The following is a 17,570-nucleotide window of genomic DNA, read 5'->3' as shown; positions in this document are numbered from 1 at the left end:
TTGTCGGTGAGTATCGACCTGAACGCGCAAGCGTCTGATCAGCCCGACTGGGAATCGGTCCCGGACGGGAAGCTCGTCGGCATGAGCATCGGCTCGCTGCCTCTCGACAGCGGTGAACGGATCGACAACGTCACCCTGGCGTTCCAGCGCTGGGGGACGTTGTCGCCGTCCCGCGACAACGTCATCCTCACCCTGCACGCACTCACCGGCGACTCCCATGTCACCGGTCCCGCCGACGCCGAGCACGAGACACCCGGCTGGTGGGACGGCCTCATCGGCCCGGGCCAGGCCATCGACACCGACGAGTGGTGCGTCATCTCGGCCAACGTGCTCGGTGGGTGCAAGGGATCGACCGGTCCCGGGTCTCTCGCCTCCGACGGTCGGCCCTGGGGATCACGCTTCCCGCAGATCACCGTGCTCGACCAGGTCCGCGCCGAGGTCGCGCTCCTCGACCGCCTCGGAATCCGCAGCGTCGGAGCCGTTCTCGGCGGATCGATGGGCGGGGCCCGCGCACTCGAATGGGCCATCGAATACCCGGAGCGCGTTCGCAGCGCACTGGTGCTGGCCGTCGGTGCCCGCGCCACCGCCGACCAGATCGGCATCCAGACCACTCAGATCGCCGCCATCAAGTCCGACCCGGCCTGGCACGGCGGCAACTACCACGGAACCGGCCAGACGCCGCTGACCGGGATGGGCATCGCCCGTCAGATCGCGCATCTGTCGTACCGCAGCGAGCCCGAACTCGACGAGCGCTTCGCCAACGAACCGCAGGGCGACGAGCAGCCGCTGCTCGGCGGCCGGTACGCCGTCCAGAGCTACCTCGAGCACCAGGCGTCGAAGCTGATGCAGCGCTTCGATCCAGGCAGCTACGTGGTGCTCACCGAGGTCCTCAACCATCACGACGTCGGCCGCAACCGCGGCGGCGTGCAGAAGGCGCTCAACGAGTGCAAGGTCCCGGTCATCGTCGGCGGAATTGACTCGGATCGCCTGTATCCGTTGCGGTTACAGGCCGAGCTCGCCGAAGAACTGGGCAACTGTGTCGGCGGTTTGCAGGTCGTGCGCTCCGACACCGGACACGACGGCTTCCTCACCGAATTCGACGCCATCAGCGACCTGCTCAAGCGCACGGTCGAGCTCGCTCGCCGCGACGCCTGACTTTTCGGGATCCTCCCCGGTCTGAAACCGGCCGTCTGCGCTCAGCGCGGGACTGGTACCGGGGTGCTCGACGACGCCGGTGGTGCCGTCCGCACGGCTCCGGATTCCGGCGTCTCTTCGCGAGGCGATGACCCCGACGACCGATTGGGTACCGATCTGTTCGGTGTCGGCGTCAGCGGCGGCGGAGCCGGCGTGGTGTTCCGCGGCCGGATCTCCTTGGGCAACAGCGTCGGCGGGATCGGGGGTGTCGAGCCCGGCGCGAACGGCAGCGTCGGCCACGGGAACGGCGACAACGTGCGTGTGCTCGTCCCGGTCGACGGCGCGGTCGGCGGCAATTCGGTGGTGGCCCAGCCCGGCTGCTGGTTCCACGCCGGCGGCTCAACCGGTTGCAGCGGTTGGGTGGGCTGCTCGTAGGTCTGCTCGACCGGCTGGTCCGGGATCTGCGTCACCGGGGCCGAGGTGGTCGTCGGCGCCGGCTCGGAGCTCTGCTCGCTCGTCGTGGCGGCGGCGGGGACGCTACTCACCGTCGACGACGGCTCGGTGATCTGACGTTCGGCGAACGACGAGCTGACCGCATAGACGGTGATCAGGGCCGCGGCGATGATCGCGCCCGCAACCGCGAGCGGTGTGGCCGACAGCCACTCGCGCTGCCGTTGTCCGCCGATGAAGGCGAGCCGGGTAGTGCCCGAATAGGTTTCGCCGGCCAGGAGAGCCGCACCAGTCGCCGCGACCAGTTCCGGGGTCGACGGGCAGACCGTGTCGAAGTCGTGGCCGCGGGCCAGGTCGCGGACCGCAGGGAGATTGGCGAGACCGCCGACGAAGACCACCGCATCGGGGTCGACTCCGCGGGCGGACGCTTCGGCGACGTATCGGTCGAACACCTCGCGCGCCTCGCGGACCATCGGCGCCACCGCGTCCGCCACATGGGATTCGGTCAGCGCGACCCGCCCGGCACCGCCCGGGAGTGCCACCGAGGGACCGCCGGACCCCGAATGTCCGTAGGAGATCTCTTCTTTCGCCGTCCGGCAGGCGCTGAGCAACTCGCTGCGGCCGGCGCGGCTGCGCGCGGCGTCCCCGAGCGACGGATTGTCGGCGGTGAGGTTCGCGGCGATGGCACGGTCGAGACGACGTCCGCTGAGGACCGTCGAGCGTTCGACCCCCGTGATCCGGCGACTGCGCGGATCGACGGTGTAGATCGACATGCCGGTGTCGCCGCAGTCGACGACGACGGCGGTGGAGAATCGATCGATCTCGCCGGTGTCGGCGAGGTAGGCGACCACGGCCTCGTCCTCGCCGACCAACCGGATCTGGCGACGGGGGCCGCTCCCCCGCGATCGCAGGTGGCGTCGTTGAGCGGCGGTCCGGGCAGCCACTCCGATCGGACCCACCCGGGCGCCCGCCTCGCGGGCGGCGCCGAGCATGACGTCGATGCCGGCGTTGACGCGGCCCGCACCGTCGAGACCGTCGGTCGGGTCGACGTCGATGACGCGGGAATCCACCACGCTGCGGCCGAGATCGTCACGCGTCAGCAGGACGTAGTGGATCATGCCGGCGCCTGCCGACACGCCCATCGACGTCGCTTCGTTCACATGGTCATCGGTCGGTGTTGCGGTGATACGTACTCCAGCGGTCGGTGCGTCTGCCCCAGCGTCGTACTCGGTGCTGCTCGGCAGAGAGTTGCCTGGTCAGGCGCGACCACTCGTTCTGAAGGTCACGCTCAGGTCTCTATTGTAATCAATCCGTGCCCAGAGAGTCGATCGATGTGGCGAGCCAGAGCATCACACCGCCGACCGTCGCCATCACCGATACGTCGAACAATTTCCCTCTGACCTGCAGCAATCCCGCCTGAGACGACGGGATGAACGCACGGAGCAGCGCTCCGACGAGAAGCGCCGCACCGAACACGAAGGATCCGCGTCGCCATCGGTCGAACATCACGAGCAGGGCAGCCGCCAGGACACCCAGCATGACCAGCAGGTACGGGATCTGGACGAGAACCGCACGCACCCCCCGCACCGGCTCGGACCCGGGCTCGGCATCGTGATGTCCGTCACCGGAGGCCGGCGGCCGCAACCGATTCGGATCCGACGAGGGCAGATCCGCTCCGGCGGGACCGACGCGCGGCTCGTCCGGGCTCACGCCGTGCCGCCGCCCTCAACCCCGGCGACGGCGCCGGCAGCGGCCTGCTGGGCGGCGAGCTGCTGCTCGGCCCGCTCGACGACGTTGACGAGCAGGAACGCGCGCGTCAGCGGTCCGACCCCGCCCGGGTTCGGCGAGACGTGTCCGGCGACCTCCCACACGTCGGGATGGACGTCGCCGACCAGGCCGTCGTCGGTCCGGCTGACGCCCACGTCGATGACCGCGGCACCCGGCTTCACCATGTCCTTGGTGATCAGATGCGGCACGCCGGCGGCCGCGACGACGATGTCGGCGCGCTCGACCTCCGACCGGAGATCTGCGGTGCCGGTGTGGCAGAGGGTGACCGTGGCGTTCTCGCTGCGGCGCGTCAGCAGCAGACCGATAGGCCGGCCGATGGTGACACCGCGACCCACGACGGTGACGCGGGCACCGGCGATCGGGACGTCATAACGACGAAGGAGGTGGATGACGCCGCGCGGTGTACACGGCAGCGTCGACTCCTTGCCGAGTACGAGTCGCCCGAGGTTGATGGGGTGGAGTCCGTCTGCGTCCTTGAGCGGGTCGATCCGCTCGAGCGCCGCGTTCTCGTCGAGGTGCTTGGGCAGCGGCAGCTGCACGATGTATCCGGTGCAGGCCGGGTCGGCGTTGAGTTCGTCGATCGCGGCGTTGAGCTGCTCGGTGGTCGTGTCGGCCGGGAGGTCCTTGCGGATGGAGGCCACCCCGATGCGGGCGCAGTCCGAGTGCTTGCCTTTCACATAGGACTGCGAGCCCGGGTCGTCGCCCACGAGCACGGTGCCCAGACCGGGGGTGATGCCCGCCTCGCGCAGTGTGTTCACCCGTTCGGTGAGATCTGCGAAGATCTCGTCGCGCGTGGTCTTGCCGTCCAGTCGTATCGCGGTCACGCCCGACATTCTTCCATCCACGGCGACTCTGCTGTGAGCCACTACTGTCTGTGCCGTGAGAGCAACACGGGCCGACGTCGACCTCGCTGCGGCAACCATCTCCCCGCTCGTGCGGCGGACACCGACGCTGCGCACCGCCATCGAGTCCGTCGACGGTCCCCGGGACGTCGTCTTCAAACTCGAATACCTCCAGCTCGGCGGCTGTTTCAAGGTGCGGGGCAGCCTGTGGGCGACGCTGCACGCACGCGCGGAGGGAACACTGACCGACGCCGGGGTTCTCGTCGCGTCGGGAGGCAACGCCGCGATCGGCGCCGCCTGGGCCGCACGGATCGCCGGCGTGCCGTGCACCGTCGTGATCCCGGAAACCGCGCCCGAGGTCAAGGTCCAGACGTTGCGAACCCTGGGTGCGCAGGTGCACCTCGTCGGGCTGCGCTATCAGGACGCCGCCGACGCCGCCGTCGAACTCGCCGCCACCACCGGCGCGCTCCCGCTGCATGCCTACGACCTGCCCGACATCGTCGCGGGTGCGGGCACGATCGGCCTCGAGGTGACCGAGGACATCCCCGGTCCGCTGACCACCGTGGTCTGTGTCGGTGGCGGTGGCCTCATCGCGGGCCTCGCGGCGACCCTGCGTCCGGGCGACCGTCTCGTGGGTGCCGAACCCCTCGGGGCGTCATGTCTTCACCAGGCGCGGGCAGCGGGGTCGCCGGTCCCGGTCGAACTCGAGAGCGTCGCCGCCGACTCCCTCGGCGCCACCCGCGTCGGTGACATCTGCTGGGAGACCGCCGCGCAGCACCCCGGCGTCGACAGCGTGCTGGTGACCGACGACCAGCTCATCGCCGCGCGGCGGATGCTGTGGGACTCGCACCGCATCCTCGTCGAACACGGCACCGCTGCCGCCGTCGCCGCGGTGACCACCGGAGCGGTTCGGCCGGAACCGGATTCGACGCTGTGCATCGTGCTGTGCGGGGCAAACACGGGCTCCGACCTGTAGCGGCGCCGTCATCGACGCCGAGCCGTGCGACTACGCTGGGCACATCATGTTCCGGATCATGTTCTATCAACCCTGCATCCCGCCGAACACCGGAAACGCGATCCGGCTGGCCGCCAACACCGGGTGCGAACTGCACCTCATCGAACCGTTGGGGTTCTCGATGTCCGACGCCCAGGTCAAGCGGGCGGGGCTGGACTATCACGAAATGGCCAATGTAACCGTGCATCCCAACCTGGTGACGGCGTGGACCACGCTGAAGCCCGAGCGGGTGTTCGCGTTCACCGCACACGCGGAGCGCTATCACACCGATGTCGACTACCGGCCCGGCGATGTGCTGTTGTTCGGTCCGGAACCCACGGGTCTGCCCGACGAGGTTCTCGCCGAACCCGAGGTCACCGACCGGGTGCGCATCCCGATGCTCGCCGGCCGTCGATCACACAACCTCGCCAACGCGGCGAGCATCGTCGTCTACGAGGCATGGCGGCAGAACGGTTTCGCCGGCGCCGTTTAGTCGACGCGGTACCGCTTGGTGCGGGCGGTGGCCCCGCCGATGAGCGCGACCTTGCTCTTGGGTACGCCGAGATGTGAGGCGAGCAGTTCGGCGACCGCCTTGTTGGCACGACCCTCGGTGGCGGGTTCGCGAACGTAGATGGTGAGGGTTCCGTCGGGGCCGGCTTCCACCAGCGGCCCCTTGCTGCTCTTCGGCTTGACGGTCACCACGACCTGCTGCGACATCGATGTCCCCGATTCGTAGTTTGTCACTCCGGCAGGCCCTCACGGGCTACTGCCAGTCTCTGGATCTGGTTCCCACTCGAAGATCCATGCGCTGCAAACGATCTGCGACGACGGTCACGGCGCCTTCGGCATTCTGTACCCGACCGCGCACCAGCAATGCCGGTGCGGTCTGTGCCAATACACGGTACCGCGCCCAGAGGCCGACGGAACACACCACGTTGACCATTCCGGTTTCGTCCTCGAGGTTGATGAAGGTCACGCCGGAGGCCGTCGCAGGTCGTTGGCGGTGGGTCACCGCGCCGCCGATCAGTACGCGCGCGCCGTCGGGCACCGACAGCAACCGGTCCGCGGCCACCACCCCCATCGCGTCGAGCCGAGGGCGCAGGAACTGCGTCGGATACGACTTCGGGGTGATACCGGTGGCCCAGGCGTCGGTGGCCGCCAGCTCGATGTCGGACAGGCCGGGCAGCGTCGGCGTGGCACCCGCCGATCGCAGTTCCAGCTGGTCGTCACGAACGGTCGCGGCCGCCCCGGCCTCCCAGAGCGCCTGTCGCCTGCTGAGACCGAAACCGTCGAAGGCCCCGGCCCCGGCGAGACCCTCGAGTTCCTTGGCGCTCAACGCGGCCCGGCGGGAGACGTCGGTGATGTCGGTGTACGGGCCGTCGGCGCGCCGGTCGACGATCCGCTGGGCCACCTCCTCCCCGACCCCGCGCACCTCGTCGAGCCCCAGCCGCACGTCGAGGCCCTCGTTCTCCAGCGTCGCGTGAGCAAGAGAAGCGTTGATGTCGGGGCGATGGACCGCCACCCCGTGCCGGCGGGCGTCGGCGACCAGGGTCTGCGGCGAGTAGAAACCCATCGGTTGCGCCCGCAGCAGCGCCGCGCAGAACGCGGCCGGGTGATGCAGCTTGAACCACGACGAGTAGAAGACCAGCGACGCGAAACTCTGCGAATGACTCTCCGGGAAGCCGAAGTTGGCGAAGGCGGCCATCTTCTCGAAGATGCGGTCGGCGGTGTCCCCGGTGATGCCGTGGAGCTTCTCCATGCCGGCATAGAAGCGTTTGCGCAGGCGTTCCATCTTCTCCGGCGACCGTTTGGAACCCATCGCCCGACGCAGCTGGTCTGCCTCGGAGGCGTCGAAACCCGCGACGTCGACGGCCAGCTGCATCAGCTGCTCCTGGAACAGCGGCACACCCAGCGTCCGCTCGAGGGCCTTGTGCATCGACGGGTGTTCGACGGTGACCGGCTCGTCTCCGTTGCGCCGTTTGATGAAGGGATGCACCGAACCGCCCTGGATGGGTCCGGGGCGGATCAACGCCACCTCGACGACCAGGTCGTAGAAGCAGCGCGGTTTCAGCCGCGGCAGGGTCGCCATCTGGGCGCGGGACTCCACCTGGAACACACCGACCGAGTCGGCGCGGCACAGCATTTCGTAGACCGCCGGTTCGGCGAGGTCGAGCGTGGCGAGATCGACCTCGATGCCCTTGTGCTCGGCGACCAGATCGATCGCGTAGTGCAGCGCCGAGAGCATCCCGAGACCGAGCATGTCGAACTTGACCAGCCCGATGGCCGCGCAGTCGTCCTTGTCCCACTGCAGCACGCTGCGGTTCTCCATCCGCGCCCACTCCGTGGGGCAGACGTCGGCGATGGGCCGGTCACAGATCACCATGCCACCGGAGTGGATACCCAGATGCCTTGGCATACCGAGGATCTCACCGGCCAGATCGGTCACGTCGGATGGCGCGGCGTCCGGGGACTTGGCCCAGGCATCCTGCTGCCCGGGCGCATATCCCAGCGCCCTCGCCATGTCCCGGATCGCCGACTTGCCTCGGTAGGTGATGACGTTGGCCACCTGCGCGCTGCGATCCCGGCCGTACCGGCGGTAGACGTACTGGATGGCCTCCTCACGACGGTCGGACTCGATGTCGACGTCGATGTCGGGCGGCCCGTCGCGTTCGGGGGCGAGGAACCGCTCGAACAGCAGCTTGTTGGCGACCGGGTCGACGTTGGTGATCCCCAGGGCGTAACAGACCGCCGAGTTGGCGGCGCTCCCCCGGCCCTGGCACAGGATGTCGTTGGCCTTGCAGAAGTCGACGATGTCGGCGACGACGAGGAAATAGCCGGGGAACGTGAGGGTTTCGATGATGGCGAGTTCGTGTTCGATCTGCCGGTAGGCCTGCGGATGTTCGACGGGTGTGCCGTATCGGCGCCGGGCGCGGGTCATGGTGAGTTCGCGCAACCAGCTGGCCTCGGTGTACCCCTCCGGCACGTCGAACGGCGGCAACTCCGGCGCGATCAGACCGAGCCGAAAGGCGCAGTCTGCGGCGATGCCGACCGCGTTGTCGATCGCGTCGAGGTGAGCGGGCATCAGCCGGGCCATCTCGTCGCCGCTGCGCAGGTGTGCGCCGGCGACCCCCGGCATCCAGCCGGCGATGGTCTCGATGTCGGTGCGTGCCCGAACCGCCGCCATCGCCATCGCCAGCCGGCGGCGTCGGGGTGCGGCGAAGTGCGCACCCGTGGTGGCGACCGTCGGCACCCCGGCGCGTGCGGCGAGACCGGCGAGCACCGCATTGCGTTCGTCGTCGTCGGGCATGCCCTGGGCGGTGAGTTCCAGGACGACGTTGCCGTGACCGTAGGTCTCGATCATCTCCCGCAGCGCGATCTCCGCGGCCGGGACACCGCCGCGGTCCAGCGCCCGCCGGACCGCGCCCTTCCGGCAGCCGGTGAGGATCAGCCAGTGTCCGTCGCCGGCGCCGGACAGGGCGTCGCGGTCGTAACGCAGCAAGCCCTTCTCGCCCGCCACCATGTGTGCCTCGGCGATGGTCCGCGACAGCCGCCGGTAGCCCTCGCCGTCGCGGGCGAGGACCAGCAGGTGTTCTCCCGGTGGATCGTTGAGGCCGCTCCGGGCGATGTCGGGTTCCAGCGACAGCTCGGCACCGAAGACCGTCGGCATGCCGAACTCGCGGGCGGCCTCGGCGAACCGGACGATGCCGTAGAAGCCGTCGTGATCGGTGACGGCCAGCGCTTGCAGTCCGAGCCGTTCCGCCTCCTCGACCAGCTCCTCCGGCATCGACGCGCCGTCGAGGAAGCTGTACGAGCTGTGGGCGTGGAGTTCGGCATAGGCCACCGACGACGAGCCGCGCGCGATGTCCTCCGCCTGGTAGGCGCCGCGTTTGCGCGACCAGGCCGGGCTGTCGCCGCCGTCGCCCGGGAACATGGCGTGGTCGCTGTCATCGGGGCCGAAAGCGGTACCCGGACGCCCGCCGTCGGGTGCCCGACCGGAGAGCACCCGCTCCATCTCCGACCACGTCGGTGGTCCCTGATCCCAGCCCACCCGAGCAGTCTATCGAACATGCATTCGAATGAACATCTCGATTCCCGCCCCGCGGTCGTTGCGCTCGGCACAAGTAAGTGCAACTCTGAGTATCAGACAGATTCCATCTCCCATCGGGGGGACGAGGACATCCAGCGGGCGACATGCCCGCTCACATGATGGGATCCCAACATGACCAGCTACTTCATCACCGGAGGCAGCGGATTCATCGGCCGACGCGTCATCGATCGACTTCTGACCGTCGACCCCGGCGCGACCATCCACGCCCTGGTTCGCGAATCCTCACGATCGGCGTTCGACGCCCTGCTCGACGAGCTCGGTGCCACCGGTCGGGTGACCCCGGTCGTCGGGGACCTGACCAGCCCGGGCCTCGGCCTCGACACGCATGACCTGCCGGAGTTCGACCACGTGGTCCATCTCGCCGCGATCTACGACATGGCCGCCGACGCCGAGTCGCAGCGCGCGGCCAACGTCATCGGCACCTCTCGCGTCGCCGACTTCGCCATCACCCACGACGCCCTGTTCCACCACGTGTCCTCGGTCGCCGTCGCCGGCGATCATCGCGGCCGGTTCACCGAAGCCGATTTCGAAGTCGGCCAAGGTTTTCCGACGGCATATCACCGGACAAAGTTCGAGGCGGAGCGGGTCGTCCGCGAGCGCGAGGGCCTGCGGTGGCGCGTGTATCGGCCGTCGATCGTGGTCGGCGACTCGCGAACCGGCGAGATGGACAAGATCGACGGTCCCTACTACTTCTTCGGGCATCTCGCCGCGCTCGGCCACCTGCCGTCGAGACTGCGGTTGCCGATGCCCGACCTCGGCACGCTCAACATGGTGCCCGTCGACTTCGTCGCCGCCGCGATGGTCGCGCTCATCGCCGTGGACCCCGAACGCAGCGGATTGGTGTTCCATCTCGGCGACCGGCGTTCGCTCACCACCACCGAGATGTACAACGCCCTCGCCCCGGCATTCGGAGCGCCCCGCGGTTTCGATGCCATCCCGCACTCGGTGGTCGAGCCCGCGCTCGCTCTGTCAGCCATGGGACCCGCCCGCGTCGGACGCAATCTCCTTGCCGCCCAACAAGGTATCCCGTCAGCGGTGCTCGACGCGGTGTCGTTGCCGGTGGACTTCTCCTCCGACGCCACCCACGCCGTCCTCCACGAGCACGGGATCAGCGTTCCCGACTTCACCGAGTACGCACCCGGCCTGTGGCAGTACTGGTCTGCCCACCTCGACCGCTCCCGCAACCGGCGCCGTGACCCCCGGGGTCCGCTGGTGGGCAAGAACATCCTCATCACCGGCGGGTCGAGCGGTATCGGCAAGGCCACCGCCCGGATGTGTGTCGCCCACGGCGCCAACGTGATGATCGTGGCCCGGTCTGCCGAGGAACTCGATTCCGCCGCAGACGAATTGAATTCGACGACCAGCAAGAAGGGCATCCCGCCGGGCCGGGCGGTGGCCTACCAGTGCGACATCACCGACGAGGAGTCGGTCAACGCACTGATCAAGTCGGTGCTCGCCGAGCACGGTCACGTCGACGTGCTGGTCAACAACGCCGGCCGGTCCATCCGGCGCGCCACCGTGAACTCTGTACAGCGCTCGCACGACTACCACCGGGTCATGGCGGTCAACTACTTCGGCGCGGTCAACCTCATCCTCGGACTCCTGCCGCACATGGTGGCCCGGCGGTCGGGACATGTGGTCAACGTGACCTCGATCGCGGTGCAGTCCCGCGGACCGCGCTTCGGTGCCTACGCGGCGTCGAAGGCGGCACTGGAGGCGTTCAGCGACGTCACCGGCACCGAGACCGTCTCCGACCACGTCACATTCTCCAATGTGCGTCTGCCGCTGGTGAAGACGCGGATGATCTCGCCCACCGAGGCCTACGACAACCAGCCCGGCACCTGGGATGTGGACAAGGCCGCGTCCCGCGTGTTGCACGCGATCGTCGACCGGCCCAAGCGGGTCAGCTCGGTCGTCGGGACGATCGCCGAGATCGGGCACCGCTTCACGCCCGACCTGACCACCCGCATCCTGCATCTGGAGTACCTGCTGTTCGGCGAGTCGGCGGCAGCGATGGGGCGTGCCCGCCGTTCGGGTGGTCGCGACGCGTGATCGACACCCCGTACCTCGAGGTCGACGTCGACCGCCTGGACCGCAACCTCGCCGCCCTCGCCGGAGCAGCCCGGAGCGTCGGGGTCGACGTGCGGCCACACGCCAAGACTCACAAATGCGCCGAGATCGCCCGCCTGCAGATCGAGCACGGCGCGGTCGGCCTGACCGTGGCGACCATCGGCGAGGCCGAGGCATTCGCCGATGCCGCGGATGTCACCGGGTGCACCGACATCTTCATCGCGTACCCGTTGTGGCCGACCGCTGGCCAGGCAGCTCGACTCCGCGCCCTCGCCGAGCGGGTCACCCTGCGATTGGGGATCGATTCGCTCGCCGGCGCACGGCATCTCGCCTCCGCGGTGGGTCCGGCCCGGTTGCAGGTGCTCGTCGAGGTCGACTCCGGCCAGCACCGCACCGGCGTCACCCCCGAACTGGCCGGTTCGGTCGGCGCGGCGGGTGTCGCGGAGGGACTCGACGTGATCGGCGTGTTCACCTTCCCCGGCCACTCCTACGGCCTCGGCGACACCCGACGCGACGCGGCCACCCAGGAGCTGGCCGCACTGGCGACGGCGGCAGACGGATTGCGCGCCAACGGAATCGAACCGCGGGTACGCAGTGGTGGCTCGACCCCGACGGTCGGCCTGCTCGACGCCGAGCAGGCGAACGTCCTGACCGAGATCCGGCCCGGCGTGTACCCGTTCAACGACGCACAGCAGGTGGAGATCGGCTCGTGCGGCTTCGACGAGGTCTCGTTGACCGCGGTCGCGACGGTGGTGCGCCGTGACAACCACCGGGTCGTCCTCGACGCGGGCAGCAAGATCCTCGGTGCCGACCGCGCCGCCTGGGCGACCGGGTACGGCCGGCTCCTCGATCATCACGACGCCCGCATCGTGATGCTGTCGGAACATCATGCGGTGGTGGAGTTCCCGGCCGGGTCGTCCGACGAGCGCATCCCCGGTATCGGGAGTTTTGTTCGCGTGGTGCCGAATCACGTGTGCAACGCGGTCAACCTCGTCGACGAGCTGGTGGCGATCGACGGCTCGGACACCCGTTGGCCGGTGATCGCGCGGGGCCGCAACAACTGAGGCCCTCACTCGTAGACCCCTTCGACGATCCACTCACCGCCGCGGTAACAGAGCAGCAGGGCGCGTGAGTCGTCGAGCAGCACCTGAGCCCGCGCGATCAGTTCGGTTCCCGCCGCGGATGCGCGGTCCATTCCGACCGGCCACGGACCGGCCCACCAGCACAACCCCCAGCTCGTCTTCCGGCCTTTTCCGCCACCCGTCGTCTCCGACAGCCGGACGGTCACCGGTTCGGCGGTGAACGCTCCCCGGTCGGTCACCCGCACGGGTTGACCGAGGGCGTCGAGCACGCTGATCGCCGTCTCCACCAGAACCGTCGGGGTGGGTTGCGGCAGGTGCCCGGGCCACGGCGCGGACGGGTCGCGACGCGGTGTCCGTTCGTCGCCGAGGGACACCATCGTGATCCGTTCGGCTGGTCCGCGGCCACCGCTGAGCACCGGGATGCGCACGGCATCGCCGCCCAGCAACCCCTGGATGCGGACCAGGGAACGTCGAGCGCGTTCTTCGACGTCGGGGTCGACCGCCGAGCCACCCGCGAGCGTTTCCGTGAGCTGGTAGTGCAGGGCACCGGCCTCGACGACCTCCACCGGCTCCAGCCGCAGGCGCACGATCGGCGAGTCGGGGCGGGTGTCCTTGACCTGCCCTCTCGCCCGGCTGTTCCCTCGCCGGCCACCGGTCAGCCAGCCCTCCAACTGCCATCGGATACGGTCCGCGGTGGTCTCCGGGGTCAGCGGCTGCGCACAATTCCACGTCCTCGAATGCTGTTGTCCGCGTTCGGTGGTCGCCTCGATGGTGAGTCGGGTGCAAGCAACGGCGGCGTCGCGCAGTCGTTGGTGGAGCTTCTCGGCGAGGGTGCGGCCGATGAACGCCGCGGCATCGATGCGGTCGACTGGCGGATCGCAGGTGTGGTCGACATCGAGTTCGGCCGGCAGGTGGCGGCCCGACGGCACGCGGCCCGGCAACGCGTTGGCCAGACGGTGCGCGAGCACCGCGTCCCGGGCGAAGCGGGTCGCCACGTCGGCGATGTCCATCTCGGCGAATGCGCCGATGGTGCCTATCCCCAGACGCCGCAACAGATCCACCAGCTCGACACGCGACGGGTCGCTCATGCTCGGTTCGAGGGCGAGATCGGCGATGGGCCGGCCGGCGAGATAGGCCCGGTCCCCACCCGGCTCCACCTGGTGGCCGCGCCGCGCGGCCAGGACCGCGGTGAAGATCTCGTCGGCGATGCCGACCTGCGATTCGATGCCGCAGGCCGACACGACGTCGACGAGCTCCTCGGCGAGCGCCTCCATGCCGCCGAAGTAGCGAGCCGCCCGATCACCGGGGATCACCAGCAGACCCGGCCGGAGCACCTCGAGGGTCGGGATCACGTCGGCCACCGCGGCCACCACCGGATCGAACAGCCGGCCGTCGCGGACCTCGTCGGCCGCGACGACGGTCATCTCCGGGCACAGCGCCTGCGCCTGGCGTTTGCGCATGCCGCGCCGGACGCCGACGGCCCGGGCGGTCGACGAGCAGGCGACCACCCGGTTCGCCGACAGCACCGCCACCGGATGCAGCGGCGGCAGGTCGGCCTCGGCGGCCGCCGCCATCGCCGGCCAGTCCGGGCACCAGAGCGCGAGAGTCCGCCTGGTGAGTTCCTGCCGTGTCATCAGTTCGCGACCGCGAGGACCGGACGAGTGCTCGTCGTCGAGACCATCTCCACCGAGCGGTCGGCACCCTGACCTCGTGCCAGGAGGTCGACCTCGGTGCTCTGGGTCTGTCTGCCGCGTCCTGATGCCGTGACCTGCAGTCTCATTCCGCCGATGCGGCCGTATCCGCTGCGTGCGGAGTCCAGGTCGGTGGCGCCGGACAGCAGCGGACTGTGCCGGTAGGTGAGCACTCGCGCCTCGATGGTCAGCTGCGCACCCGGCCAGGTACCACCGGCGACCAGCAGGACCGACGACTGCTTGCGGACGCGTCCCATCACCACGCGTGCACGCGACGGGGCGACCGCATCCGCCGTACCCGGCCCCACACGGCCGAGCACCACCAGGTCCATGCCGTCGAGCAGGACCGCGGCGACCTCCACCGGATCGAGGCCGGGATCGGGAATGGTGGCGATGCGCGAGAGGTCCGCACCCATCTCCACCGCCGACAACAGGCTCAGCCGGGGCATCCCGACGATCCCGACCTGGCCACCCGCACGGGTGGCCGACGCGATCATCGCGATCAGCAACGAGTTGGCACCGTCGAACCGGGCGACCGTTCCGCGAGGAATCCCATTGTGCGGCAGTATCTCTGACAGCGGCTCCGGAATCGGCAGCACGCCGGTGGCCGGATCGCGCGTCTCCACTGCATGCCGGTCGGGACGTCCCGACATCGCCGCCATGCGTCGGCGGAGGCCGGCCAACTCATCCGTACGGGACGACACATCCATGACACTCTCCAGTCGCGTGGTGGTTCTCGAGCGAGCCGGGAAGGTGCTGCGCCATCTGGTTCTCGAACCGCCGTGGGAATGATCCGAGAGGGTGATCTCGTCCGCCGATCATTCGAACATTGTTTCGATGATCAGAGAGTAGGACCACCCACCGACAAGCGTCAACCGAGACCGATCGGCGACCCGCGACCAGACATAACACGTTGCACTGGAGCATCTTTCGTCACAGAAGAAGGCGAACAGCTGCGTATCCCCGCCTCGCTGCTTCAGGCGCGGGGAGCAAGGGCCGTCAGAACAGGGTGAGTGCGTGCTGCAGTTCGGGTGCGGCCACGGACCCGGGCGACCCCGCGTCCGAGCCGGACTGCCGCAGGCCACCAGAGCCGGCCAGCCCGTGCCGCTGAACCATCGGTTGCATCCGCTCCCGCAACCACGACGAGTACTCCGGCGTCACGTAGGCACCGCGCCCGTAGAGACCGCGGTACCTACGGATCAGCGCCGGATGTTCCTCGGCCAGCCATTCCAGGAACCACGGCTTGGTCGAGGACCGCAGGTGTATCGGGAACGCGGTCACGCCCGCCGCCCCCGCGTCGGCGAGCGCCCCGAGCAGCTCGTCGAGATGAGATCTCGCATCCGTCAGATACGGGATGACCGGTGCGACCATCACGTGCGGGGCGAGGCCGGCGTCGGCGAGGTCGCGGATCAGCGAGAGCCTGGCCTGCGGCGACGGGGTGCCGGGTTCGACCTTCCTCTGCAGATCCGGGTCGATGATCGCCAGCGAGATGCCGATGCCCACCGGGACCTGACCCGCCGCCTGTCGCAGCAGCGGCAGATCGCGCCGGATCAGCGTCCCCTTGGTGAGGATCGAGAACGGGGTCCGGGACTCCGCGAGCGCGGCGATCACACCCGGCATGAGCTTGTACCGACCCTCCGCGCGCTGATACGGGTCGGTGTTGGTCCCCAGGGCGACGGTCTCCCGCGTCCACGAGCGGCGTTTGAGCTCCTTGCGCAGCACCGCGGCCACGTTCAGCTTCACGACCACCTGGGAGTCGAAGTCCTTGCCCGCGTCGAGGTCGAGGTACTCGTGCGTCGGCCGGGCGAAACAATAGCGGCACGCGTGAGTGCATCCGCGAAAAGTGTTGACAGTGAACTGAAACGGGAGATGAGATGCTTCCGGGACACGATTGAGAGCACTCTTCGCCAGCACCTCGTGGAAGGTGACACCCTCGAAGTCGGGCGTCCGCACCGACCGCACCAGGCCGGAGCGGCTCAGCCCGGGGAGCGCCCCGTCGTCAGCCTCGACCGCCTGCTCGGACCATCGCATGAGAGCGAGTCGAACACATGTGCGATCCGGCTGTCAAGCGGAGTGCCCGCCGACGACCCCTCGCGGCTATCATCGCCGTATGCCACCGTCCGTCGGAACCCATCATGCCCCAGGTCCCCAGTACCTGGTGGCCGGCCGATACCGCCTGAAGTCGCGGATCGGTGGCGGCGGCATGGGCACGGTGTGGCTGGCCCGCGATCAGCTCCTCGATCGCGAGGTGGCCGTCAAACAGGTCATCTCCACCGAGGGCCTCACCGAGGATTCCGCGGACAACGTCCGCAAGCGGGCCATGCGCGAAGGTCGCATCGCGGCGAAGCTCTCGCATCGCAACGCCATCGCCATGCACGACGTCGCCCTCGACCGCGGTGAGCCGTGGCTGGTGATGGAATACCTGCCGTCGCGCAGTGTCGCGCAGATCCTGCATGCCACAACGACACTCGAGCCGAGGGAAGCAGCCCAGATCGGCGCACAGGTTGCCGATGCGATGGTCGAGGCCCATGCGGCCGGCATCGTGCACCGCGACATCAAGCCGGGCAACATCCTGATCGCCGAGGGCGGCCGTAACGCCGGGCTCGTCAAGATCACCGACTTCGGGATCTCGCGGGCCAAGGACGACGTGACCCTCACCCAGACCGGCGTGATCACCGGCACCCCAGCCTATTTCGCGCCCGAGGTGGCCCGCGGCGCGGAGCCGATGGAGGCCTCCGACGTCTACTCGCTGGGCGCCACGATCTACACGATGGTCGAGGGTCAACCACCGTTCGGCGTCGACGACAATTCGATCACCTTGCTGCACAAGGTCGCTCGCGCGCGGATCAATCCGATGACGAAGGCCGGCGAACTCGAACCCGTCCTGCTGCGCCTGCTCGAACCGAGTCCGACCAAGCGGCCGACGATGGCGGAGGCGCGCGATGCCCTCACCGCGTTCGCGGCGGGTTCGCGCGGTACCAAGGACCAGGTGCTCACCGGCCTCATCACCCGCCCCGGCACCGGTACGCCGGTGTGGGCACAACGTAACAACCGTTCGTCGACGACGGGACCTCACCGCCCGGTGGCGGGCGCGACGCTGCCGCCCTACGCCCCCACGATCGCCGGCGACCGCGGCTCACGCGATGTCCCGCACACCCGGCAGGAGCACCACTCCCCGACCCTGATGTCGACGCCGCCGCCGTATTCGGTGACGTCCCGGTCGTCTTCGTCCCACCGTCAACCGATGAACCCCGGCTACGGGGAACCGACCCGGACCCCGGTGACCTCGAGCACCGCGCTCGCGGTGTCGGTGTTCGTGTTCTTCGCGGTGCTGGCGGTGCTCGTGGTCCTCGCCATCGCACTGTTGCGGTAATACGCAATCCCGCGGGACCATTTCCTTCCCGCTTTCCG

At 69.0% G+C, this 17,570-nt stretch carries 14 protein-coding genes; 6 read left to right on the top strand and 8 right to left on the bottom strand.

The genetic code is table 11. The features are described 5' to 3' along the window. A complete protein-coding gene (gene metX / locus PWF70_RS08100; RefSeq protein WP_006359171.1) occupies window positions 1-1,155 on the top strand; it encodes a homoserine O-acetyltransferase MetX in 1,155 nt (384 codons plus the stop codon). 41 nt (window positions 1,156-1,196) lie between these two features. On the opposite strand, the gene PWF70_RS08095 is transcribed toward metX, so the two are convergent. From PWF70_RS08095 to PWF70_RS08085, 3 genes are all read right to left on the bottom strand, one after another. After that, window positions 1,197-2,726 carry an Hsp70 family protein gene (locus PWF70_RS08095; protein ID WP_035750896.1) on the bottom strand — a complete coding sequence of 510 codons (1,530 nt, stop codon included), beginning with the start codon at window positions 2,724-2,726 and terminating at the stop codon, window positions 1,197-1,199. Window positions 2,727-2,889: 163 nt separating this feature from the next. Beyond that, complete coding sequence (locus PWF70_RS08090; protein ID WP_210735478.1) at window positions 2,890-3,123, bottom strand: DUF3017 domain-containing protein; 234 nt, start codon at window positions 3,121-3,123, stop codon at window positions 2,890-2,892. A gap of 167 nt (window positions 3,124-3,290) precedes the next feature. Beyond that, window positions 3,291-4,196 carry a bifunctional methylenetetrahydrofolate dehydrogenase/methenyltetrahydrofolate cyclohydrolase gene (locus PWF70_RS08085; RefSeq protein WP_196813013.1) on the bottom strand — a complete coding sequence of 302 codons (906 nt, stop codon included), beginning with the start codon at window positions 4,194-4,196 and terminating at the stop codon, window positions 3,291-3,293. A gap of 55 nt (window positions 4,197-4,251) precedes the next feature. On the opposite strand from PWF70_RS08085, the gene PWF70_RS08080 reads away from it, so the two are divergent. Continuing rightward, the gene (locus PWF70_RS08080) at window positions 4,252-5,190 is read left to right on the top strand and encodes a serine/threonine dehydratase (protein WP_035750580.1); all 939 of its coding nucleotides are present in this window, start codon (window positions 4,252-4,254) and stop codon (window positions 5,188-5,190) included. Between the two features lie 46 nt (window positions 5,191-5,236). Next, window positions 5,237-5,701, top strand: coding sequence for a tRNA (cytidine(34)-2'-O)-methyltransferase (locus PWF70_RS08075; RefSeq protein WP_006359166.1), 465 nt, complete (start codon window positions 5,237-5,239; stop codon window positions 5,699-5,701). On the opposite strand, the gene PWF70_RS08070 is transcribed toward PWF70_RS08075, so the two are convergent. Then, window positions 5,698-5,925 (bottom strand): DUF167 domain-containing protein, encoded by a 228-nt coding sequence (locus PWF70_RS08070; RefSeq protein ID WP_006359165.1) that lies wholly within the window; start codon window positions 5,923-5,925, stop codon window positions 5,698-5,700. The genes PWF70_RS08075 and PWF70_RS08070 overlap by 4 nt on opposite strands. Window positions 5,926-5,971: 46 nt before the next feature. Continuing rightward, the gene (locus PWF70_RS08065; RefSeq protein WP_006359164.1) at window positions 5,972-9,256 is read right to left on the bottom strand and encodes an error-prone DNA polymerase; all 3,285 of its coding nucleotides are present in this window, start codon (window positions 9,254-9,256) and stop codon (window positions 5,972-5,974) included. Between the two features lie 171 nt (window positions 9,257-9,427). Between PWF70_RS08065 and PWF70_RS08060 the strand changes: the two genes are divergently transcribed. Then, a complete protein-coding gene (locus tag PWF70_RS08060) occupies window positions 9,428-11,368 on the top strand; it encodes an SDR family oxidoreductase (protein WP_035750573.1) in 1,941 nt (646 codons plus the stop codon). After that, the gene (locus PWF70_RS08055; RefSeq protein ID WP_006360740.1) at window positions 11,365-12,450 is read left to right on the top strand and encodes an alanine racemase; all 1,086 of its coding nucleotides are present in this window, start codon (window positions 11,365-11,367) and stop codon (window positions 12,448-12,450) included. The genes PWF70_RS08060 and PWF70_RS08055 overlap by 4 nt, the downstream gene beginning before the upstream one ends. 5 nt (window positions 12,451-12,455) lie before the next feature. Here PWF70_RS08055 and PWF70_RS08050 read toward each other — a convergent pair whose 3' ends face one another. From PWF70_RS08050 to PWF70_RS08040, 3 genes are all read right to left on the bottom strand, one after another. Beyond that, window positions 12,456-14,102: a DNA polymerase Y family protein gene (locus tag PWF70_RS08050; RefSeq protein WP_006360739.1), complete on the bottom strand. Its 1,647-nt coding sequence runs from the start codon at window positions 14,100-14,102 to the stop codon at window positions 12,456-12,458. Then, window positions 14,102-14,869 (bottom strand): DnaE2-dependent mutagenesis accessory factor ImuA', encoded by a 768-nt coding sequence (gene imuA', locus PWF70_RS08045; RefSeq protein WP_035750570.1) that lies wholly within the window; start codon window positions 14,867-14,869, stop codon window positions 14,102-14,104. The genes PWF70_RS08050 and imuA' overlap by 1 nt, the downstream gene beginning before the upstream one ends. Before the next feature lie 289 nt (window positions 14,870-15,158). Next, window positions 15,159-16,190, bottom strand: coding sequence for an Rv2578c family radical SAM protein (locus tag PWF70_RS08040; RefSeq protein WP_286352918.1), 1,032 nt, complete (start codon window positions 16,188-16,190; stop codon window positions 15,159-15,161). 79 nt (window positions 16,191-16,269) lie between these two features. Here PWF70_RS08040 and PWF70_RS08035 point away from each other — a divergent pair, with 79 nt between their 5' ends. Next, the gene (locus PWF70_RS08035; RefSeq protein ID WP_035750568.1) at window positions 16,270-17,532 is read left to right on the top strand and encodes a serine/threonine-protein kinase; all 1,263 of its coding nucleotides are present in this window, start codon (window positions 16,270-16,272) and stop codon (window positions 17,530-17,532) included. Window positions 17,533-17,570 lie beyond the last annotated feature (38 nt).

Origin of the sequence: Gordonia sp. Swx-4 (genome assembly GCF_030316175.1) — a bacterium.
Classification (GTDB): domain Bacteria; phylum Actinomycetota; class Actinomycetes; order Mycobacteriales; family Mycobacteriaceae; genus Gordonia; species Gordonia alkanivorans.
This window is presented reverse-complemented; position numbering and strand designations above follow the sequence as displayed.